Annotated in this window: 22 protein-coding genes and 3 tRNA genes; 5 read left to right on the top strand and 20 right to left on the bottom strand. The window is 32.6% G+C overall.

Translation table 11 applies throughout. From position 1 onward, the window contains the following. Window positions 1-9: 9 nt before the first annotated feature. The 3 genes from atpE to argF form a co-directional block, all read right to left on the bottom strand. Window positions 10-273 (bottom strand): ATP synthase F0 subunit C, encoded by a 264-nt coding sequence (gene atpE / locus SPI61_RS01695; RefSeq protein WP_034546919.1) that lies wholly within the window; start codon window positions 271-273, stop codon window positions 10-12. Between the two features lie 21 nt (window positions 274-294). Next, window positions 295-981, bottom strand: a complete 687-nt coding sequence (gene atpB / locus SPI61_RS01700) for a F0F1 ATP synthase subunit A (protein ID WP_321136417.1) — start codon at window positions 979-981, stop codon at window positions 295-297. Between the two features lie 157 nt (window positions 982-1,138). Beyond that, window positions 1,139-2,131, bottom strand: coding sequence for an ornithine carbamoyltransferase (gene argF, locus SPI61_RS01705; RefSeq protein ID WP_321136418.1), 993 nt, complete (start codon window positions 2,129-2,131; stop codon window positions 1,139-1,141). Window positions 2,132-2,248: 117 nt separating this feature from the next. Between argF and SPI61_RS01710 the strand changes: the two genes are divergently transcribed. Genes SPI61_RS01710 through SPI61_RS01720 form a run of 3 tightly spaced genes read left to right on the top strand, consistent with a single transcriptional unit; the run spans window position 2,249 to window position 4,098 of the window. Beyond that, entirely contained in the window at window positions 2,249-3,472 is a 1,224-nt protein-coding gene (locus tag SPI61_RS01710; protein ID WP_321136419.1) for a helix-turn-helix transcriptional regulator, read from the top strand. After that, window positions 3,459-3,692, top strand: a complete 234-nt coding sequence (locus SPI61_RS01715) for an AtpZ/AtpI family protein (protein WP_321136420.1) — start codon at window positions 3,459-3,461, stop codon at window positions 3,690-3,692. The genes SPI61_RS01710 and SPI61_RS01715 overlap by 14 nt, the downstream gene beginning before the upstream one ends. Further along, a complete protein-coding gene (locus tag SPI61_RS01720) occupies window positions 3,685-4,098 on the top strand; it encodes an ATP synthase subunit I (protein ID WP_321136421.1) in 414 nt (137 codons plus the stop codon). Before SPI61_RS01715 ends, SPI61_RS01720 begins: the two co-directional genes overlap by 8 nt. On the opposite strand, the gene holA is transcribed toward SPI61_RS01720, so the two are convergent. After that, a complete protein-coding gene (gene holA, locus SPI61_RS01725; RefSeq protein WP_321136422.1) occupies window positions 4,069-5,055 on the bottom strand; it encodes a DNA polymerase III subunit delta in 987 nt (328 codons plus the stop codon). The two genes, SPI61_RS01720 and holA, sit on opposite strands and share 30 nt — an antisense overlap. Beyond that, window positions 5,042-7,315, bottom strand: coding sequence for a DNA internalization-related competence protein ComEC/Rec2 (locus tag SPI61_RS01730; protein ID WP_321136423.1), 2,274 nt, complete (start codon window positions 7,313-7,315; stop codon window positions 5,042-5,044). The genes holA and SPI61_RS01730 overlap by 14 nt, the downstream gene beginning before the upstream one ends. A gap of 117 nt (window positions 7,316-7,432) precedes the next feature. On the opposite strand from SPI61_RS01730, the gene SPI61_RS01735 reads away from it, so the two are divergent. Both SPI61_RS01735 and SPI61_RS01740 read left to right on the top strand, forming a co-directional pair. Then, window positions 7,433-8,200: a threonine/serine exporter family protein gene (locus SPI61_RS01735; protein ID WP_321136424.1), complete on the top strand. Its 768-nt coding sequence runs from the start codon at window positions 7,433-7,435 to the stop codon at window positions 8,198-8,200. Then, window positions 8,200-8,673 carry a threonine/serine exporter family protein gene (locus tag SPI61_RS01740; RefSeq protein ID WP_321136425.1) on the top strand — a complete coding sequence of 158 codons (474 nt, stop codon included), beginning with the start codon at window positions 8,200-8,202 and terminating at the stop codon, window positions 8,671-8,673. Before SPI61_RS01735 ends, SPI61_RS01740 begins: the two co-directional genes overlap by 1 nt. A gap of 35 nt (window positions 8,674-8,708) precedes the next feature. On the opposite strand, the gene SPI61_RS01745 is transcribed toward SPI61_RS01740, so the two are convergent. The 15 genes from SPI61_RS01745 to SPI61_RS01815 all read right to left on the bottom strand — a co-directional run bounded on the left by SPI61_RS01745 (window position 8,709) and on the right by SPI61_RS01815 (window position 20,587). Further along, on the bottom strand, window positions 8,709-9,662 hold the full coding sequence (locus SPI61_RS01745) for an S-layer homology domain-containing protein (protein ID WP_321136426.1): 954 nt from the start codon (window positions 9,660-9,662) through the stop codon (window positions 8,709-8,711). A 14-nt stretch (window positions 9,663-9,676) separates the two neighbouring features. After that, window positions 9,677-10,108 carry a hypothetical protein gene (locus tag SPI61_RS01750; protein WP_321136427.1) on the bottom strand — a complete coding sequence of 144 codons (432 nt, stop codon included), beginning with the start codon at window positions 10,106-10,108 and terminating at the stop codon, window positions 9,677-9,679. Between the two features lie 84 nt (window positions 10,109-10,192). Continuing rightward, entirely contained in the window at window positions 10,193-10,537 is a 345-nt protein-coding gene (gene rplT / locus SPI61_RS01755; protein ID WP_321136428.1) for a 50S ribosomal protein L20, read from the bottom strand. Window positions 10,538-10,550: 13 nt separating this feature from the next. Next, entirely contained in the window at window positions 10,551-10,742 is a 192-nt protein-coding gene (gene rpmI, locus SPI61_RS01760) for a 50S ribosomal protein L35 (RefSeq protein WP_321136429.1), read from the bottom strand. 10 nt (window positions 10,743-10,752) lie between these two features. Then, window positions 10,753-11,262: a translation initiation factor IF-3 gene (infC, locus tag SPI61_RS01765; protein WP_321136438.1), complete on the bottom strand. Its 510-nt coding sequence runs from the start codon at window positions 11,260-11,262 to the stop codon at window positions 10,753-10,755. Window positions 11,263-11,466: 204 nt separating this feature from the next. Beyond that, window positions 11,467-12,855 carry a dipeptidase PepV gene (gene pepV / locus SPI61_RS01770; RefSeq protein ID WP_321136430.1) on the bottom strand — a complete coding sequence of 463 codons (1,389 nt, stop codon included), beginning with the start codon at window positions 12,853-12,855 and terminating at the stop codon, window positions 11,467-11,469. Next, window positions 12,855-14,768 carry a threonine--tRNA ligase gene (gene thrS / locus SPI61_RS01775; RefSeq protein ID WP_321136431.1) on the bottom strand — a complete coding sequence of 638 codons (1,914 nt, stop codon included), beginning with the start codon at window positions 14,766-14,768 and terminating at the stop codon, window positions 12,855-12,857. Before thrS ends, pepV begins: the two co-directional genes overlap by 1 nt. Before the next feature lie 249 nt (window positions 14,769-15,017). Beyond that, a tRNA-Cys gene (locus SPI61_RS01780) sits at window positions 15,018-15,092 on the bottom strand. Window positions 15,093-15,098: 6 nt separating this feature from the next. Continuing rightward, window positions 15,099-15,174: transfer RNA gene (locus SPI61_RS01785), tRNA-Phe, on the bottom strand. Window positions 15,175-15,305: 131 nt separating this feature from the next. Then, entirely contained in the window at window positions 15,306-16,352 is a 1,047-nt protein-coding gene (locus SPI61_RS01790) for a type II CAAX endopeptidase family protein (protein WP_321136432.1), read from the bottom strand. Next, entirely contained in the window at window positions 16,345-16,875 is a 531-nt protein-coding gene (gene hpt, locus SPI61_RS01795) for a hypoxanthine phosphoribosyltransferase (RefSeq protein WP_321136433.1), read from the bottom strand. The genes SPI61_RS01790 and hpt overlap by 8 nt, the downstream gene beginning before the upstream one ends. Then, window positions 16,872-19,514, bottom strand: a complete 2,643-nt coding sequence (locus SPI61_RS01800; RefSeq protein WP_321136434.1) for a valine--tRNA ligase — start codon at window positions 19,512-19,514, stop codon at window positions 16,872-16,874. Before SPI61_RS01800 ends, hpt begins: the two co-directional genes overlap by 4 nt. Window positions 19,515-19,575: 61 nt before the next feature. Continuing rightward, on the bottom strand, window positions 19,576-20,067 hold the full coding sequence (locus SPI61_RS01805; protein ID WP_321136435.1) for an NUDIX hydrolase: 492 nt from the start codon (window positions 20,065-20,067) through the stop codon (window positions 19,576-19,578). Window positions 20,068-20,122: 55 nt separating this feature from the next. Next, complete coding sequence (gene rpsT, locus SPI61_RS01810; RefSeq protein ID WP_321136436.1) at window positions 20,123-20,386, bottom strand: 30S ribosomal protein S20; 264 nt, start codon at window positions 20,384-20,386, stop codon at window positions 20,123-20,125. Between the two features lie 124 nt (window positions 20,387-20,510). Next, window positions 20,511-20,587, bottom strand: a tRNA-Arg gene (locus SPI61_RS01815). Between the last annotated feature and the right edge of the window lie 57 nt (window positions 20,588-20,644).

The raw sequence follows: 20,644 nt of genomic DNA on the forward strand, positions 1-20,644 counted from the left end.
CTCTATTTTCTATAGACCGGCCAATAGTGGTCTAAGGAATAGCATGATTAATGATACAACAAGTGAGTAAATACCTGTAGTTTCTGAAACTGCTTGCCCCAAAAGCATGACTTGCATGATGTCTGATTTAGCTTCAGGTTGTCTTCCAACTGCTTCAGTTGCTTTACCTGCTGCGAAACCTTGTCCAATAGCAGGTCCGATACCTGCAGTCATTGCAATTCCGATACCGATTGCTGAGCAACCCAATACAAATGCTTCATTAGAAATGTTCATAAAAATCTCCTTTCAAATGTCTTACTCTTCCGGGAATGTTTGACCGATAAATGCCATTGTAAGCATTGTAAATATAAATGCTTGTAATAATCCCGAAAATACGTCAAAATAAATGTGCAAAATTGCACTTGCGGGCACCAAGAAAACGCTTATAGATTGAAGTGCCGAGTGTACTAATTCCATAATAATTACACCGCTTAAGATGTTTCCGAATAGACGGAAAGAAAGCGATACAGGGTTTGCGAGTTCACCAATGATGTTCATTGGCAAAAATAAAGGAAATGGTTCCAGGAATCCCTTTAAATAACCGCCAATTCCATTTGATACAATCGAAGTCGCCTGTACAAGAACAAAAGTCATAATAGCTAGTGAAACTGTCACGTTGTAGTCACTTGTAGGTGTTGAAAATCCTAATAATCCCCATAAATTGGCGAAAACAAGATAGAGCATCAATGTGCACATATACGAAACAAATTCTCTATGACCTTTACCCATTGTTTGGTCAACCAAACTTTGGAAAGCTTCAACATATATTTCCAGCAGATTTATGATTCCTGTGGATTTTTTTCTGTAATCAGCTTTTTTTATTTTAGAATTCATAACTATTGCAAAAATTGATAAAATTAAAGCAATTACCATTCCTTGGAATACAGAATCATGCAAAAAATACTCTTTGCCTGCCAAAGTAAAATATATACCTTTTTCCACTTAGAGCCCCCTTTCTTAATATTCGACAAAAAGTCATTGTCATGCCTATATTATACAATAACCGCTTTGTAAATACAAGCATTTATTGAATATATCTAACCAATTTATAAAAATTCTTTATAACAAAAAAGCCCCGATAAAATCGAGGCATAAAAATTTATTTCATTGTTGCATATATAACAGCTTTGATTGTGTGCATTCTGTTTTCAGCTTCGTCAAATACCTTACTTCTCGGTCCTTCAAATACTTCATTTGTAACTTCCATTTCAGGAAGACCGAATTTTTCATTGATGTCTTTACCGATTGTTGTCTTTAGGTCGTGGAAACTTGGTAGACAGTGCATGAAAATAGCATTTTCATCACAATTTGCCAATGCTTCTTTATTAACTTGATATTTCTTAAGAAGATTAATTCTTTCTTCCCAAACTTCATCAGGTTCACCCATTGATACCCAAATGTCTGTATATAGAACATGTGCTCCCTTTGTTCCTTCTTTAACATTTTCTGTTAATGTGATTGTTGAACCGCTTTCTTTTGCAATTTTCTTTGCTTCTTCAACAAGGTCTTCTGTCGGGAACAAGTGACTTGGTGCGCAAGCTGTGAAGTTTACACCCATCTTTGCACATGCAATCATTAATGAGTTTGCTACGTTGTTTCTAGCATCTCCCATATATGTGAAGTTTAGTCCTTTTAATGTTCCGAAGTTTTCTTCGATTGTTAAAAGGTCAGCCAACATTTGTGTTGGGTGGAAAAGGTCTGTTAATCCGTTGTAAACAGGAACTCCACTGTAATCAGACAATGTTGTTACCAATTCTTGAGAGAATCCTCTGTATTCGATACAGTCATAGAGTCTTCCAAGTACTCTTGCTGTGTCTTCGATTGATTCTTTTTTACCCATTTGTGATGAACCCGGGTCAAGATAAGTAACTCCCATTCCTAAATCATATCCTGCAACTTCAAATGAACAACGTGTTCTTGTTGAAGTTTTTTCAAATAAAAGAACCATGTTCTTTCCTTCTAGGAATCTGTGAGGAATTCCAGCCCTCTTCATGTGTTTGAAATCTTTACTTAAATCAAGTAAATATCTAATTTCTTGTGGAGTATAATCCAAAAGCTTCAAAAATGATCTGCCTCTTAAGTTAACACCCATAATAAATCTCCTTTTAATTTATTAACTAAAGCCTAAGCCCTGTTTATATTTATTCTAATAAATGGTATAATTAAATATAGGACATATTGAAACGTAAGGAGTGTATTTAAAACCAAAATGATAAAAGAAAATAAAGCAAGTCTTCAATCAAATGAACAAAACCCAATCGATCCAACTATTATAGCGGACATAGATTACGAGAAAATTTCCACAAAAACTTCACCAATACTTCACCAAAGTTCCAGATTTATTTATGTAATAGACGGAAATGGCAAAATTAAAATTGATAATAATATTTTTAATATAGAAAAAAATTGTTTAATTTCTATTGTTCCTTGGGCTATAACCGAAATTATCGAAGTTAATAAACCTCTAAAAATTTATGTTTTAAAATATTCTTTTGACTTATTTAATAAAAATCTTTTTAATATATATGACAACGAGTCTCGAACAGTATTAATTTCAAAAACTGTTTTAAATCAAGCTATAAGTTATCATGAAGAGTCTCTTATTAATACTTTTAAAAAGGCTTTCGAGCTGACAAGGTCGCAAGAAAATATTCCAAAAAATATTATAAATTCACTATTTTTCTCATATATTCTAGAAATCGGAGCTTCTCATGCTCTCTATTTTGAATCTAAAGAAGAAGTAAATACAAAGGACAAAAAAAATATATTGTCCTATATATACAACAATTCCGACAAGAAGATTACTCTTGATGAACTATCAAAAATATTTTTTATGTCAAACAGCAATATTTCAAGATATATAAACTCTGAAACAAATCTCACCTTTTTCGAGCTATTAAATGAAATTCGCGTAAAAAAAGCTGTAGAGCTTCTTATTCACACAGATATGACAGTTTCAGAAATAGCTTCTTTTTTGGGATATTTTGATAAAAGTCATTTTATAAAAAACTTTAAAAGTATTATAAATGTAAATCCAAACGAATTTAGAAGATGTTATAAAGGAAATAATAATTATAGCGACAATATTTATTCCGAAATTGTAAATTATATTTATAATAATAGCAGTACCAATATCACTATAAATGAAATTTCAGAAATGTTTAACACGAGTCCCGTTCAAATTAACAAAAACTTAAAAATTCTTATAGGAAAGACCTTTAATGAATTTCTAAATTATGTTAGAATTAATAAGGCGGCAAAATTAATTCTTTCGACTGACGAGAGTATTACAAATATTGCCTTTGAAGTCGGATATAACACAGTGAAGACTTTTTATAGAAATTTTATTAAAATAAAGAACATAACTCCACGCGAGTTTAGAAATACGATTGCAATTGATGACCTAAAGGAGGCGAATGATGAAAAATTTTAAATATATGGTCTTAATCACCCAAGTCAGTATCGATATTATAAGCGGTATTGCAGCAGGTCTTGTTATAGGGATGCTTCTTGACAAACTATTTAAAACAAATTCGGTTTTTACTCTTATTCTTTTAATTATCGGGATTTTCAGCGGTTTAAATATTGCCTACAAACGCCTTTCAAGAATGATTGAAAAAAAGAAAAAGAGCGAGGATGAAAGTGATGAATAACTTTATAAAACGCTATATAATAGCAAGTTATATTTTGGCAATACCTTTCATTATTGCATTTTTATTTTTTAAAGATTGGAAGAGTTTAATATTAGGAATTTTATTTTCAAACACAATCAGGATTTTGCTTTTTAAGTTATCTGCAATAGAACTGGATAACATTATAAATAAACCGAAAAGGACTGCAAAAGCTTTGGCAACCGCAAATTATATTAAGAGATTTATTATTTACGGAATCACGCTTGCTGTTGCGCACAAAAGTCCATCCTTAAACTTTTTTAGCGCTGCAATAGGACTTCTGCTGCTATCGTTTGCAATTCAAATAATAAATATAATAGATATAAAAAAATCCGGCAAATCAATTGCCGAATTAAAATCAGGTAAGACTGACGACGAGCTCAAATAATAATACATTTGGCTCGTTTTTTTTAGTCTTTAAAATATAGTCCGCTTCCATACATTTCTCCAAATTATATCTCGCTTTATCTTCACTAAAATTTTTTAATGTAGAAAATATTTTATTAAATTCAAATTTAGAAATCCCGACAAGTCTCATTATGTCATAATCCTTATAGCCCTGATTTTTATAATTTATAATTTTTAAAACATTTATCATATGTCTCGATAGCATATATAAAATTTTTACAGGCTCTTCCCCGTTATTCAAAAGTTTATTTAATTCTTGAATTGCTTTTTTGCGGGTTTTTTGAGAAATCGCATCAGTTAGATTAAATATATTTGAACTTATACTTTTATTGACCATCGAATCCACTATGCTTTCATCAATGGATTCTGAGCTAATAGATGCGAGCTTTTTTATTTCATTTTCTATTTTATATAGCGAATTAAATTCAGAGTCTTTAGAATAGTTTAAATATTCTATAAATTTCCTAAGAGCAGCTTCAGAAATTTTCTTATTTTCTTCTTGAAGCTTTTTTAAAATCCAATTTTTAAGAGCTCCAGGATTTACCATATCGAAGTCAACAAGTCTATCATATTTCATCAAAGTCTTAACAATAGACAAATTCTTTCTTGGACTTTCAGGGCTGGACATTAACACCAAAATATAAGAGTCCTTATATTTTTCAATTTCCTCATAGTTTTTAGCCAAATCTTTTGACAAATCTGTCCAATTATATAGGATTATAACTCTTTTCTTTGCCATAAATGGAAGTCTCACAATTTCTTCATATAAATTATTATAAGTCATATCTGCGGCATCTTTTTCAAAAGAGTTAAATTCTAAAACCGATTCATCTATAAGTTCCTTTTTTAAAAAATTTATTGTATTTTTTGCAAGGTAATCCTCTTCTCCTTGAAAACAATAAATTCCGGATGCTTCATCAGATTTAATTTTTTTCAAAAAACTTGTATAATTCATCCCTCTTCCCCACTTTCTCTACAATATAAAACGAGGCGATAAGCACAATTAAAATATATACATAATTAAAATAATTTTTTTTATTTAAATATGAATAAATTTTATAATTCTCCAAATCAAATGTCACCAGGCCGTCTTTGTCCGTTCTATATACTTCGCAAATATTTTCAATTCTTTTTAGAACTACATCATTTGGATGACCGTATCTATTATTTCTTCCTACACTTATTATAGCATATTTTGGGCTCACACGTTTTAAAAATTCTTCAGTTGAAGAAGTCTTGCTGCCGTGATGAGAAACTTTTAATATAAAAGAGTTTAAATCGGACTCAAGAAGTTTATCCTCCGCTTCACTTTCAATATCACCGGAAAATAAAGCTATATTTATATCATCCTTCACAAGTTTTAAAACAAGTGACGCATTGTTCTCAAAATCACTTGATTTTTCATAAACCATATCAACAAGTTTATATTTTCCCCCTATTTCGATATTTTTTCTATTCATTTGTATAACTTTTTTTATAAATTCATCCAAATTAATATCTTCTTCAATCTCTGTAGGCATATGGTCTGAAACTAAGAATTTTATATTTATGTCATCCGAAACTTCAGTAAATCCACCGTAGTGGTCATAGTCAAAATGCGTAATAAAACCCGCTTCTATATTTCTAAATCCATTTTTTATTAGATATGGTTCAAGTATATTTTTCCCGACAAATCCGGGCCTTGATAAATCTCCGCCGGAATCAATCAAATAATTTTTGTGGTCTACATGAATTAGTGCAGCGTCTCCTTGTCCAACGTCTAAAAACTGAACAAAATCATAGTCGCGATTAAATACAACAAACATAATTGTAAACCCAACAAGAATCGGCATAAGTCTTCTTATTTCTCGATAGAGACGATTCGCCAAAAATGTTCTATTTAGATATATATAGATTGCAAAATAATAAATTATAATCGCAAATATATTTGGACTTGGAAAAACAATTCTCGAAAAATTAAACGACGTAATAGTAAGCATGTAATCTATTCCATTTGCCATAATATTTAAAATTACAGATACTATATTATTTAAAATAGAAATTTTAGAAATCAACAAAAATAGAAATGAAATATTAATATAGATCGAGAAAATCGGTATAAAAATAAAATTCCATATAATTGAAAATATATTGTATCTGTTGAAAAAATATATTACAACCGGAAAAGTCGCTAATATTATTGAAATATTTAAAGCAAAATATTCGACAATATAATTTCCACGATTTTTTAAACTGTTTCTAATATGAGGTCTTATAAAAATAATGCCGAACATACAAAGATAACTCAATATAAAACTTATATTAAATATATAGTACGGATTTATAAATAAGCTCAATTCAAACGCAATTAAAAGCGCTTTCTTGTTTGAAATGTTCGGAAAATATATCCTTGAGATTTCAAGAATAGTAATCATTATAAGCGCCCGTAATAACGACGGCGGAAACACAAGCATAAAACCGTATATCCATATAATTAGCAGTGAAATAAATACTCTAGGTTTAAGACTTGGTATAATTAACCCGATAATAAAAAATAAAAATCCATAAATTATTGCGACGTGTAATCCGGACGTACTCAAAATATGAGAAAGCCCTGCAAATTCCATCTTATCATAAATTATATTATCCTCGGTTTTTCTTAGAATAGCTCCGCTCGACAAATAATATGCATTCTCGTTTAAAGACTTTTCATATTCATTTCTAAACTGGCTTTTTAAATTAAAGAGCGGTTTAAAAAATGAATCTCTTACATAATTTAATTCACATTTTTTAATTTTATTATTTATACCAATTGAATTATAATAAATTTTTTCATTAAAAAGAAGCGGCATTGTGTTTTCGAAAAAATCTGAAACCTCTCCTTTATATTTTACTATATCTCCTTCTTCAATTGAATCATCTTCACTGTATAACAAAGTCTTGTTTAATAATGAATTTCTAATATAATATCTTGCGCCAAATTCAGTTGTTGTTTTGTTATAAACAAGCCCCGAACCTGTATTAGAGCTATTTAGAAAATCATATCTAACACCTGAATAAATAAAAAAGAAGACAAATAGAAAAGTCACAATTAAATATTTAGTCTTATTTGATTTATAATTTCTTAAAAGATATATCAATAAAAAAGGAATTAATAATGCTAAATACAAATATCTAGTTATTAAAATTGCAATTACACTCGATAATAAAAGACCCAATTCTGCTCTCCTTAAAACTTCTTTAATACTATAATAACTCAAAACCGAATAAATTAAAAGTATAATCTTGAAAAAAAAGATTAATCCATTTATAATAATATTTAAGGAGGTTAGACTATGGATGTTAATGAAGAAGTCAAGATTTTCAGAACCGCACTATACGCCGGTGAAATAATGGTTAAAAGCGGTTCGGAAACCTATCGGGCTGAAGATACTATAAAAAGAATGCTTGCCTCGAAAGGTTTTTTAAATATATCTACTTTCGTCTCCCCTACTGTTATTATTCTTGGAGACAACTTAAAAGACGGCAACTGTTACATTAAAAATATTCCAAAAAGAAGTTCCAATTTAGCAAGAATAGAAAATGTAAATGAAGTTTCAAGATCTTATGTACAAGGCAAAATCTCAACCGATGAGGCAATGGAAAAACTGAAAATAATAGAAAATGAAAGCCCGTATCCTTATTGGCTAATGTGTCTCGGATGCGGCATCAGCTGTGCAGCTTTTGCAATTCTTATCGGTGGAAACTATACGGACTTCATAGCTACATTAATTACAAGCATTCTGGCTTTGCACCTAAACGAAATAATAAATGCAGCAAGTAATACAGTTTTTTTAGGAAATTTTATCGGAAGCCTTATTGTTTCGGTTGTTGCAATTTTCTTTAGCAAAATCGGACTCGGAAGCAGTCTTGAAAGTACAATTGTAGGCTCAGTTCTACCACTTGTCCCGGGAGTTGCTTTTACAGGTGGTGTGAGGGACTTTATTACCGGCGATTTAATCTCGGGAACCGCACGTTGTATAGAAGCGATAATGATTGGAATTGCAATCGCTTTTGGCGTCGGTGTATGTATGACTGTTTTTAACGCACTTGGAGGTTTATAATGAATAATTGGTTTTTAATTATTGCACTCAGCTTTGTTGCAGGGCTTGGATTCAGCTTTATTTTCCAAGTTAAAAAGAGGCATCTATTATTGGCGGCTGTATGTTCATCAACAAGCTGGACTCTTTTTCAATTTTTAATAAGCATAGGAATAAATTCTGTTTTCAGCACTTTGATGAGCGGGCTTGTAATTGGATTTATGACCGAGATTTTTGCAAAAATAAAAAAATGCCCGGCAATAAACTACATAATCATCGGAATAATACCACTTGTTCCGGGTTTGAAAGTTTATCAAGGTATGTTAAAACTTATTGAAGGCGACATTTTTCCAGGTATAAGCCTGTTACTTGAAGCAGCATTTATAGCAATTGCAATCGGTGTTTCAATTTTAGTTTCAACATCAGTCGCAAGAGTAATTCGACTTAGAAAACAAAAGAAATTAATCAGATATCAGCATCCAAATGCTCCAAACTAAAAAAGATATGAATATGTATCCATATTCATATCTTTTTAATTGATATTTAATAGTCTCACAACCATGACTATCGCTTGTTCTCTCGTTACATTAAATTTCGGAAGAATAAGTCCTTTGTCATCACCTTTAATTACACCTTTCGACGCAAGAGTTGTTACCGCTTCCTGTGCCCAAGACGAAACTTCCGATAAATCAACAAGATTATAATCTGTAGTTTTGATTTCATCAAGCTTATTGTTGATTGTAAGATACCTATATATTATTGTCGACATTGCTTCTTTTGTTAAAAAACTTTGTCCATTAAAACGGTTATTCCAACCGCCTTTTACAATTCCTAAATTTAGTGCATTGTTAACATCGACATCGTCTGTATCGCTGAATTTAAGAGCAGAGCTAAACTCATGTTTTCCAATATGTTCATCAAGTCTCATAAGCATCTTTATAAATTCATATCTCGAAATCTCTTTACTGATATCTTCTTTCATACTGTCAACTATAAGTCCAAGATCAGATGCAATATTTACATCCTTTTTGCTCCAAGACCTTCCACCTTTAATAAACGAATTGTGGCCAAGCTCAATTGTATCAAACGATACACTCTTTGTATCCTTACCATCTTTTACATAACTATAATACAATTTAAACGTAACTCTACTGTTGAAAGCGTTCAGTATTTCATTTTGAATAAATGGGTTTATTCTAACTTTTTTTTGATTAATATCAAAACTGAATACTTGTCCGCCTGTTTCTGAAACAAAACTGTTCTCGTCAATTCTATAATCTATATTCAGTTTTACATTTGAAATAATACCGCTCTTTTCATCATTTAAAACATTCTCCGGATTATCCCATTCAACAACAATAAAAGAAGGATCATTTAAATCAATCTCTCCTTTTACATTTATGGGTTTATAATCTACTGAAGCGTTTATAATATTAGAAAAAAGAAGTAGAATCACAAGTATAGCTACTGAAAATCTAATCTTCATATTTCCTCCATAAATTAATTTTCCCCTCTATGGTCATAGAAGGTAATTTTTCCAAACTCATTATCTTTTTCAACCTTGTGTTCTTCCAAAAAAGCCTTATAAATATCTAATTCTTTTTTTATATTTATAAATGAGAATGAAAATAACAAGAACGATTTTATAAAATTCTTTTTACCGATAAGCGGTTCCAATAAATCTTCAGGACAAATAATATAAATAAATAATAACGATATAGACCAAATGGTTTTATTGTCAATATTTTTATAATATCCATTTTTCACATCATACAATAGCATAGACATCAACTCCAAATATGAATCGATATCAAAATTGAAAAATTCGCGCACCGTGGACAATTTATCTTCTTCTATATATTTAGAAAAATTTAAAAGTGTGGAATCCGAAATCATTTTAAATAAATCCTTTAAATCAAAATTATTATCCATAAAATCGCTCCTTTATCTTGTTATATTATACTATAAATTTTAATCTTATGCAAGAAAAAAGCACTCTAATGAGTGCTTGAGCGTTTATTTAACCGATTCAACCAATTGTTTGAAACCGTTTGGATCGTTTATTGCCATATCAGAAAGAACTTTTCTGTTGATTTCGATATTGTTCTTTTTAAGAGCATTAATAAATCTTGAGTAGCTAAGTCCATATGGACGAACTGCTGCATTTATACGAGTAATCCAAAGTTGTCTAAAATCTCTCTTTCTTTGTTTACGACCGATGTATGCATAGTTCTGACTCTTCATAACAGCTTCCATAGCTGTTCTGTAGAGTGTTGATTTTGAACCATAGTAACCTTTAGCTTGTTTTAAAATTTTCTTTGTTTTTTTACGTCCGTTGACGCTTCTTTTAACTCTAGCCATTTCTTATCCCCCTCTATGGAATCATTTGACCGATTCTCTTCATGTCAGATGCACTAACCAAAGTTGATTTTCTTAGGCGTCTGATTCTCTTTTGTGATTTCTTACCTGTAATATGACTCTTGTATGCTTTGTGTCTCTTTAATTGACCACTAGCTGTTCTTTTAAATCTTTTAGCGCTAGCTCTATGTGTTTTAATTTTAGGCATAGTATCCTCCTTACTCTGATTTTGGCAGAACATACATTACCATGTTTCTACCTTCTAATTTAGCGGGTTTATCTATTTGTGCATAATCACTGATTTCATCGAAAAACCAGTCAAGCACTTCCCTGCCTTGATCAGTATGTCCCATTTGACGACCCCTGAATTTTACCGAGACCTTAACCTTGTCTCCACCTTCTAAAAATTTGACAGCTTGATTTGCCTTAACTTTTAAATCGTGCTCTTCAATAGTTGGGGACATCTTGATTTCTTTTACTCTAATTGTCTTTTGATTCTTTTTTGCTTCCTTATCTTTCTTTTGAAGCTCATAACGGTATTTACCATAATCCATTATTTTACACACAGGTGGTTTCGCCTGTGGAGCTACTTTAACAAGATCCAAGCTCGAATTCTCCGCAACTTCAAGTGCTTTATCAATATCGACAATTCCCAATTGATTTCCTTCTGCGTCGATTAATCTAACTTTTTGGTCTCTAATTTCACCATTAATTTCTAATTCTTTAATCTTAAAACCTCCTTATAATAATATAAAACATAATAAAAGAGCCCAAAAGGGCTCTCAAATAACAAATCAAAAAATGAAATATTAACGCCAATGCACTGAAAAAACGTGATTGGGTGAGAAGAGCACCTTCTGCTTTCTATATTCAACATTTAGATTATAACATCCAAAGTATGATTTGTCAAGTGTTTTTGCAAATATTTTTTATTATAAAACTTTTTCTTCTGTTGCAAGAGTATATAATGCTTCTGCATAAATTTTTGCGGCATCCATAAGTCTATCAATCTTGATTCTTTCATTCTTTTGATGCATTCTGTCTTCATCATCTTTAAACATAGAGCCGAAGGCAACACAATTGTCCATTGCTTTTGCATAGGTTCCACCACCGATAACCATAGGCTTTGATTCCATGTCTCCCGATTGATTTTGATATGCACTCATTAAGATTTTTATGAGTTTGCTTTCAGGATCAATATAAAGAGGGTCTTCTCCTCCGGTTTGCTCAAAAGTTCCGTTAAAGTCAGCAGTACTCTTTTCAATTTGAGCTTTGATGTCTTCCTTAGTAACGCCTGTTAGAGGGAATCTCATATTTAAAACAATATTTATCTTATCTTCAAATTTTTCAATCATTCCGATGTTGAAATTTAATTTCCCTGATTTTTCATCTTCAAAGTCTACTCCAAGACCCTCACCATGGAAAGTGAAACCAAGTTTTGTATTATAAAATTCTACGAACTTTATAAACTCATCCCCTGCCATAAAAACGCCTTCAATCCCTTTTAAAAGTATCGATATCGCATTTTTTCCGGCTTCAGGTGTTGAGCCATGGGCGCTTTTTCCATTTGCTGAAATGACAACATCTGAGCCGTTTTCTTTTAACTCAAGACCATCTACCAAATTTGACAATGCATCGGAATTGACTTTTGATTTATCTAAAACAATTTCTGCATAATCAGGAACCATATTTGGTGCGTTACCTGCTTTAAATGTTTTAACAGCAGAATCTTTGAGGTCAAATGAAAGTGACAATGTTCCTGTGACAATTCCTTTTTCTCCGAAAATTACCGGAAATTCTGCATCTGGAGTAAAGCCCATTGTCGGCATTTTTTTATGTTCTACATAATAATTTATGCCGCCCCAATGTGTTTCTTCATTTGTTCCAAGAATTAAACGAATAATTCTTTTTATTGGAACGCCTGTTTCCTTTATTGCACGCATTGCATAGTATGCAGCAATTCCAGGACCTTTATCGTCTTGGGTTCCACGTCCTGTTAAATAAACTCCGTCATTTTCCATTTTGAACGGGTCGCTGTCCCAACCTGAGCCGGCAGGAACAACGTCAACGTGAGCTATGATACCGATTGATTCTTCGCCTTTTCCAAATTCAATATCCCCTGCATAATTTTGCAAATTTTCAGTAGAAAAACCGTCTCTGTCTCCAAACTCTAAAAATTTAAGAAGTGCATCTTTCGGTCCTTGACCAAAAGGTGCGTCAGTCAAAGCTTCCCCTTCTACTGAATTTATATTAATCAACTTTTCCAAGTCTGAGATCATTTCTTCTTTATGATCATCAATCCATTTCAAAACTTCTTTCATTATATTTCCATCCTCTTTTCTTTTATTTCTTCACTTAAATCATCCATAAATTTATCCAACTTGATGTCATTTATGTTTTCGTTGTTTCTTGTTCTAACTGAAATAGAGCCGTTATCTCTTTCTTTTTCACCCAAAATCAACATATAATTTATTTTTCTCATTTGAGCATCTCTGATTTTTGCTCCCATTTGAGAATTTCTTGTGTCGATTTCAACTCTGAATCCCTTGTTTTTTAATTCTTCATATACTTTTTCCGCATATTCGTTTGTTTTTTCAGAAACAGGAATTACTTCTATTTGAACAGGAGCCATCCATAGAGGGAATTTTCCTGCAAAGTGTTCTATAAGAATTCCGAGGAATCTTTCAATACTTCCAAACATTGCTCTGTGAAGCATAACAGGTCTCTTTCTTTCGTTGTTGGCATCGATATATGTGAGATCGAAGTTAACAGGCATTTGCATATCAAGTTGAATTGTTCCGCATTGCCAATCTCTTCCAATTGCGTCTTGTAAGTGGAAGTCAATCTTAGGTCCATAGAATGCACCGTCTCCAGGATTTATCTTATATGGCATATTTTTCTTTTCTAGTGCTGCTTTTAATGCACCTTCTGCCATTTCCCAAGTTTCAAGATCTCCCATATAATCGTCAGGTCTTGTGGAAAGTTCAAGTGTATATTTAAATCCGAACGTGCTGTAAAGATAATCAGCAAGGTCAATCATTTTAAATACTTCATCTTCAATTTGTTCAGGTAAACAGAAAATGTGAGCATCGTCTTGTGTGAAACTTCTAACTCTAAATAGTCCGTGTAAAGCACCCGAAAGCTCATGTCTGTGAACAAGACCGAATTCTGAGAGTCTAAGCGGGAATTCCTTGTATGAGTGTAAATTTGTTCTGTAAACGATTGTTGAGCCCGGGCAGTTCATTGGCTTAATTGCATAATCGGCATCATCAATTTTTGTGAAGTACATATTTTCTTTGTAGTGATCCCAGTGTCCGGATTTGTGCCACAATTCTTCATTCAAAATCATCGGAGTTAAAATTTCTCCATATCCCCTTTCTTGAAGCACGCCTCTCCACCAATTTAGAAGCTCATTTCTAACAATCATTCCATTTGGATGGAAGAATGGGAATCCCGGTCCTTCTTCATGGAATGAGAATAAATCCAATTCCTTTCCAATCTTTCTGTGGTCTCTCAATTTTGCTTCTTCAATCATATTTAAATAGCTATCAAGTTCGCTCTTCTTCGGGAATGTAATGCCATAAATTCTTTGAAGCATTTCATTATTTTCATCTCCGCGCCAATAAGCTCCGGCGATGGAAAGAAGTTTAACAGCCTTAATCTTTGAAACATCTTTAAGATGCGGTCCTCTACATAAATCGACAAATTCACCGAGTTTATAGAAAGAAATAACTTCTCCTTCCGGGAAATGTTCAATTAAATCAACTTTATATTTTTCATCCATTTCCTTGAAGTGTTTAATAGCTTCGTCACGATCCATTTCGTAACGTTCCATTTCATGACCTTCTTTTACAATCTTTTTCATTTCTTCTTCAATATTCAAAAGATCTTCCGGTGTAAATCTATGTGGTGTATCAAAGTCGTAGTAGAAACCTTGATCTATTGATGGACCGATTGCAAATTTTACACCCGGGAATAATCTTTCGATTGCAAGTGCCATCAAGTGTGCAGATGTGTGCCAGAAAATTTGCTTTCCTTCTTTGTCTTCAAACTTTAAAACTTTGAAGTCTCCATCTTCACTTGGAACATCTTGCATTCCAAGTGTTTTTCCATTAAGCAGTGCTCCAACTGCTTCTCTTTGAAGTCCTGTTGATATTTCTCCGATGATTTCATAAACTGTAAGTTTTTCATCAAATTCTCTTTCACTTTTGTCAGGTAAAATTAATTTTCTCATACTATTTTCCTTTCTTATATTTATATACAAAAATAGACCAACCCCCAAAGGGACGATTGGTCTTTGTTCGTGGTTCCACCCTAATTACTTCTCAAACCATTAACGTAATGGTGACGGTACAGGATTTCTCCTGCCTGTAAAAGACGCCGGTACTTTCAAAATGATTTTTCTCATCAACCAAAATCTCTCTGTATATATTTGAAATCGTCTCAATACTCGTATTAATTTAAAATCTGAATTGTCAGATAGTGGAGGCGGCAGCCAGATTTGAACTGGCGAATCAAGGTTTTGCAGACCCATGCCTTACCGCTTGGCTATGCCGCCATATAGTGGTGCTCCGAGCCGGAATCGAACCAGCGACACGTAGATTTTCAGTCTACTGCTCTACCGACTGAGCTATCGGAGCACATCCCACTAATTAAATATATTATCAGAAAAACACCGTTCTGTCAAGTGTTTTATTGAATAAATATTAAATAATTTTATATTTTTAATTAATAGGTGCAATCTATCAATAAATTGATAACAGATTATAATTTAACTTTTTAAAAGCGGAGAATGAATAAGCACATAAACCATATATGACATTATTATTAAAGAAATTAATATAATAACAGCAATAAATATATATTCTTTCACTGTCATAACCGAAAATACACTTACATTTTCTTTGTAATTCGGATAATTTGTTAAAAGCTTGTATACAGCATAAATCATAACTATATAAAGTAGTACTATCATAATAGCTGTGAATGGTGATAGGTTCGCTGCTAAATCCAATTCATTTGCCGTTTCAAGTTCAGCTGCTTTATCACTAAGAATATATGATAAACACATTGCAATAGAATTGTTTGTAGCATGCGCAAACATTGACGGCACAATTGAATTTGATCTATATCTTATAAATCCTAAAACAATTCCTAAAATAAATGGTCCAATAAAGTTAAAAGGATTGTAGTGGAATAGTCCAAAAAGTAGTGCCGTTATAACTATTCTTTTCCAAGGCTTTAATTTATCAAATGCTCTAAATAAGACTCCCCTAAAAATCAGCTCTTCAAAAATTCCCGGCAAACATGCGAATAGAATTATCGAAATAATAAATGAGAAAAAGCTTGTTGGTACAGGAATCGCATTTATATTTTCCGGCACAGGAATATATTTCGTAATAAAAGTTAAAAATAATCCGTTAAAAAACACGACTATAGGATAGAGAAGAATCATCGTGCCGATGCTTCTTAAAACGGTTCCTCTTTTAGGTTTATTTAGCGCAAACGTTAAATTCATATCATATTTTTTATATTTTGCTATAAAATATGATACAACCCCAAGGATTACCACTTCGGTAAAAATAATACCGAAATAAATATTAATGCTTTGTGTCACATACCCAAGTGTTAGAAATAAAAATGTTAAACATATATAGATTATACTTCCCTCTGTAACATTCGGCACCCCATACTTTATAAACCTTTTTGCTTTTTCATACTCATTATTTTCAAACGTCATCTCTTCGGACGTCTCAGTATTATACTCGCTTTTTTCTTCAACATTCTTTTCGTCATTTAATTTATTTTCATCACTCATCATTATCATCCTCTTCAAAAACGAAAATATATGGTATGTTTCTGTAGAAATTTTTATAATCAAGCCCATAACCGACTATAAATAAATCATCTACTTCAAATCCGCAGAAATCAACACTTATATCCGCATCCCTTCTTGAAGGTTTATCGAGCATTGTGCAAATTTTTATTGAATTCGGATTCTTTGTTTTTAAAAAATCTCTAACTTTATATAAAGTCTTGCCCGTGTCAATGATGTCATCAATTATTAAAACATCTTTTCCTTCAATATCGGTTCTTAAATCAGTAAGAATATTAACGTTGCCCGATGAGGTGTCACTAAAACCGTAGCTGCTTGTAGTTAAAAAATCAACTTCAACAGGACACTTGAGATTTCGTATTAAGTCGGTGGCAAACATTATGCCACCTCTTAATAGCGGAATTGCGACTATAGGCTTGTCCCCATATTCGCCATTAATTTCATCTGCAACTTCTTTTACTCTATTTACTATTGTCTTTTCGTCAAATAATACGGTTTTTCTCATTTTGCACTCTCAATATCATTTAAACTCGTAGTTGCTGAATCAAGTAAACTCTTATAATTTGAAAGTTTTTCTTTTTCATTATTTACAACAGCTTCCGGAGCATTTTTTACAAAACCTTCATTTGAAAGCTTCTTTTCAAGTCTTTCAATTTCCTCTGTGTAATTCTTTATTTTTGCCTTAAGAGAAATTGCTTCTTTCTCATAGTCTATAAGCTCACTCAAAGGCAAATAAGCGTCAAGTTCAGGAATGGAAACTTTCAAATATTTTGAAGCGTCCAATTCACTGTCTTCAATCTTTATCTCAGAAATCTTTATAAGAGAGCCGATTATGGCCTCATTGTTCTTTATATCTTTTGCAAGGGAATCTGAGCCAACCAAAATCAATTCGCTCTTTCTTGACGGTTCAATATTTCTTGTGCTCTTTGCATTCCTTATAACCTTGATTAAGTCCTTGATACTTTCAACTGTATCAACTGCATCTAAATTCGAGCCCAAGTCTATGACTTCCGGCCATTTAGCTGTAATTAAATATTCATCCTCTTTATTTGGAATAGACGAATAAATTTCTTCGGTAATAAAAGGCATAATCGGGTGTAGAATCTTAAGAGAATTTATAAGAACATAGAGTAAAACTTTCTTTGTGTTGGTTTTTAATTTTTCATCATCACCGTAAAGAGCAGGCTTTGAAAACTCAATATAATAATCGCAGAAATCTTCCCATATGAAACTGTTAATTCTGTCACATGCCAAACCGACTTCATACTTGTCCATATTCTTATTTACATCTTCAATAGCCGAATTTAGCTTTTGAAGAATCCAAATATCCTTATCTTCCAATTCCTCTAAAGAGAAATTTGAGTCATCTTCGTCATTCAAATTCATAAGAACATATCTCGACGCATTCCATACTTTATTTGCGAAATTTCTGGATGCTTCAACTCTCTTTTCATCGAATCTCATGTCATTTCCAGGGCTGTTCCCGGTAACCATATTGAATCTGAGTGCATCAGCTCCATACTTTTCTATAATCTCCAAAGGATCAATGCCGTTATCGAGTGACTTACTCATCTTTCGTCCTTGATTATCACGAACAAGTCCGGTAATCAAAACATCTTTAAACGGAATTGTATCTAGGAAATATTCAGAAGTGAAACACATTCTTATAACCCAGAATAAAATAATATCAAACCCTGTAACGAGTAAATCCGTCGGGAAAAATTCTTTGAAGTCGGAACTATTTTCATCAGGCCAACCTAAAGTTGCAAATGGCCATAAAGCTGATGAGAACCAAGTGTCAAGAGTATCCGGATCGCGATGCAAATGGGTGCTTCCGCACTTTTCACATACTGTAACATCCTTATCACTGACATGAATATGACCGCAGTCTTCGCAATAATATGCAGGAATTTGATGTCCCCACCACAATTGACGTGAAATACACCAGTCGTTCAAATTTGAAAGCCAATTTTTATAGATTTTACCATATCTGTCAGGATAAAATTTCGGTTCCCCTCTATCAAATGCATCCAATGTTTCCTCTGCAAGTTCTTTCATGCGAACAAACCATTGCTTGCTAAGAAGAGGTTCAATAACAGTCTTACATCTGCTACAATGACCAACAGCATTTTCGTGTTTCTTCTCACTGACAAGAAGACCTAAATCCTTTAAATCTGATAAAATTGCTTTTCTGGCTTCATATCTGTCCATTCCGCAGTATTTACCGGCATTCTCATTCATCTTAGCCTCTTCGTCAAGAACAACAAATTGTCCAAGATTATGACGTTCTCCCACCCCAAAATCGTTAGGGTCATGAGACGGAGTTATCTTAACAACACCTGTACCAAATTCCATATCAACATAACTGTCTTCAATAACAGGAATTTCTCTATCTGTAAGTGGAAGAACAACTTTTTTCCCCACAATATCCTTATATCTTTCGTCTTCAGGATTTACAGCAACAGCCAAATCGCCTAGCATTGTTTCAGGTCTCGTAGTTGCAATAACAACGCTTCCTTCGCCTTCTGCAAAAGGATATCTGATTTCCCAAATCTTGCTATCTGTATCAACGTGATTAACTTCAGCATCTGAAATAGCAGTCTTACAATCAGGACACCAATTTATAATCCTGTCCCCCTTATAAATAAGACCGTCATCATACATACGTTTAAAAGCTGTATAGACCGCTTGTGAAAGATTTTCATCCAAAGTAAATTTAATTCTGTCCCAATCACAACTAAAGCCCATCTTCTTAAGTTGATTTATAATATTTCCACCGTGTTCATGAGTCCAATCCCAAGCTTCCTTCAGAAAACCTTCTCTTCCAAGTTCCTCTTTAGACTTTCCATTTGCACGAATCTTATTTACAACACGTGACTCCGTTGCAATACTTGCATGGTCTGTTCCAGGAAGCCAAAGAGCCTTATATCCTTGCATTCTTTTTAATCTAATATAAACATCTTGCAACGTATACATGGAGTGTCCAATGTGAAGATTTCCTGTAACATTCGGCGGTGGCATCATAATAGTATATGGTTTTCCGTCGCAGTTTACTTCAGGAGAAAACAAATTATTATCAACCCATTTTTGATATATCTTGTCCTCAAAATCATGAGGATTATATTTTGCATCTAATTCTTTCATAACACACCTTCTTTTATATTCATAAGAAAATTATAACAAAAAAACAAAAAAAAAGCAAAGTTTATAACTTTGCAAGCCTTCCATTATGAATAATCTTTGTTAAAATATTACTATTGTATACTAACTCAACAACACCGAAAAATTCTCCACGAAAAGCATATTTCAAAAAATACTCATCGCCTTCAAAATGAGGCCTATTTAAAAATTCATCAACCGTTAACCAATTTAGTTCTCCTTCTGTGCAAGCAGGAAGATTTTCAGAGCCTTCATAACTATCAGAAAAATAAACATGCATTAAAAATCTCTGATTGCTTATTGATAAATCTGAAAAAATAACAAGTCCTAAATATGTGCTTGAATTTAATTTTAATCCTGTCTCCTCGTACACCTCTCTAATATTGCACTGATAAGGCGTCTCATCGTTCTCAATATGCCCACCAATGCCTATATTCTTACCATGATTTATATCATTTTCTTTTTTATTTCTATATATGAAAAGAAATTCTTCGGGAGAGCTTTTCTGTCTCTTTATATAGCAAACCGTCGTATCCATAAAATCTCCTCTATAAAAAGAAAAACACACTTTAAAGTGTGTCTTGGTCGTTTAATTAAGCAGTTTGGTTGAGCATTTTTTGTAATCTGCTCATCTTTCTAGCTGCATTATTTTTATGCAAAAGATGCTTATGAGCAGCTTTAGATAACTTTTTATCAATAACCTTAATAAGTTCTTGTGCTTGATCGTAGTTTTCTTCAGCAATTGCTTTTTCAAACTTCTTGATATAAGTCTTTATCTCATTTTTTCTCATCTTGTTTACCAAAGTTTTTTTATTGATAACACGAATCTTCTTTTGTGCTGATTTTATATTTGCCATAATATCACCTCCAACATAATAACTGTAACAATTATATCACATAATTAAAAATTATTCAATATAAATTTAAATGCACTAGCTCAAAATTAAAAAAGTCACCTTAGCGGTGACAGCTCACAAATGTTGGCGCGGCACGGAGGAGTCGAACCCCCGACCTTTTGGTTCGTAGCCAAACACTCTATCCAGCTGAGCTAGTGCCGCATTGGCGCAGCTAGGAGGATTCGAACCCCCGGCACACGGATTAGAAGTCCGTTGCTC

Source organism: Ezakiella sp. (assembly GCF_034180565.1).
GTDB lineage: Bacteria > Bacillota > Clostridia > Tissierellales > Peptoniphilaceae > Ezakiella.

Excerpts from the sequence above, each read along its gene's own strand:
- argF (WP_321136418.1), bottom strand. The coding sequence starts at position 2,131 with ATGGGTGTTAACTTAAGAGGCAGATCATTTTTGAAGCTTTTGGATTAT.
- rpsT (WP_321136436.1), bottom strand. The coding sequence starts at position 20,386 with ATGGCAAATATAAAATCAGCACAAAAGAAGATTCGTGTTATCAATAAA.
- hpt (WP_321136433.1), bottom strand. The coding sequence starts at position 16,875 with ATGAGAAAAACCGTATTATTTGACGAAAAGACAATAGTAAATAGAGTA.
- SPI61_RS01710 (WP_321136419.1), top strand. The coding sequence starts at position 2,249 with ATGATAAAAGAAAATAAAGCAAGTCTTCAATCAAATGAACAAAACCCA.
- pepV (WP_321136430.1), bottom strand. The coding sequence starts at position 12,855 with ATGAAAGAAGTTTTGAAATGGATTGATGATCATAAAGAAGAAATGATC.
- SPI61_RS01735 (WP_321136424.1), top strand. The coding sequence starts at position 7,433 with ATGGATGTTAATGAAGAAGTCAAGATTTTCAGAACCGCACTATACGCC.
- SPI61_RS01805 (WP_321136435.1), bottom strand. The coding sequence starts at position 20,067 with ATGGATACGACGGTTTGCTATATAAAGAGACAGAAAAGCTCTCCCGAA.
- rplT (WP_321136428.1), bottom strand. The coding sequence starts at position 10,537 with ATGGCTAGAGTTAAAAGAAGCGTCAACGGACGTAAAAAAACAAAGAAA.
- SPI61_RS01740 (WP_321136425.1), top strand. The coding sequence starts at position 8,200 with ATGAATAATTGGTTTTTAATTATTGCACTCAGCTTTGTTGCAGGGCTT.
- thrS (WP_321136431.1), bottom strand. The coding sequence starts at position 14,768 with ATGAGAAAATTAATTTTACCTGACAAAAGTGAAAGAGAATTTGATGAA.
- SPI61_RS01750 (WP_321136427.1), bottom strand. The coding sequence starts at position 10,108 with ATGGATAATAATTTTGATTTAAAGGATTTATTTAAAATGATTTCGGAT.
- atpE (WP_034546919.1), bottom strand. The coding sequence starts at position 273 with ATGAACATTTCTAATGAAGCATTTGTATTGGGTTGCTCAGCAATCGGT.
- SPI61_RS01720 (WP_321136421.1), top strand. The coding sequence starts at position 3,685 with ATGAATAACTTTATAAAACGCTATATAATAGCAAGTTATATTTTGGCA.
- rpmI (WP_321136429.1), bottom strand. The coding sequence starts at position 10,742 with ATGCCTAAAATTAAAACACATAGAGCTAGCGCTAAAAGATTTAAAAGA.
- SPI61_RS01745 (WP_321136426.1), bottom strand. The coding sequence starts at position 9,662 with ATGAAGATTAGATTTTCAGTAGCTATACTTGTGATTCTACTTCTTTTT.
- SPI61_RS01715 (WP_321136420.1), top strand. The coding sequence starts at position 3,459 with ATGAAAAATTTTAAATATATGGTCTTAATCACCCAAGTCAGTATCGAT.
- SPI61_RS01800 (WP_321136434.1), bottom strand. The coding sequence starts at position 19,514 with ATGAAAGAATTAGATGCAAAATATAATCCTCATGATTTTGAGGACAAG.
- SPI61_RS01790 (WP_321136432.1), bottom strand. The coding sequence starts at position 16,352 with ATGAGTGATGAAAATAAATTAAATGACGAAAAGAATGTTGAAGAAAAA.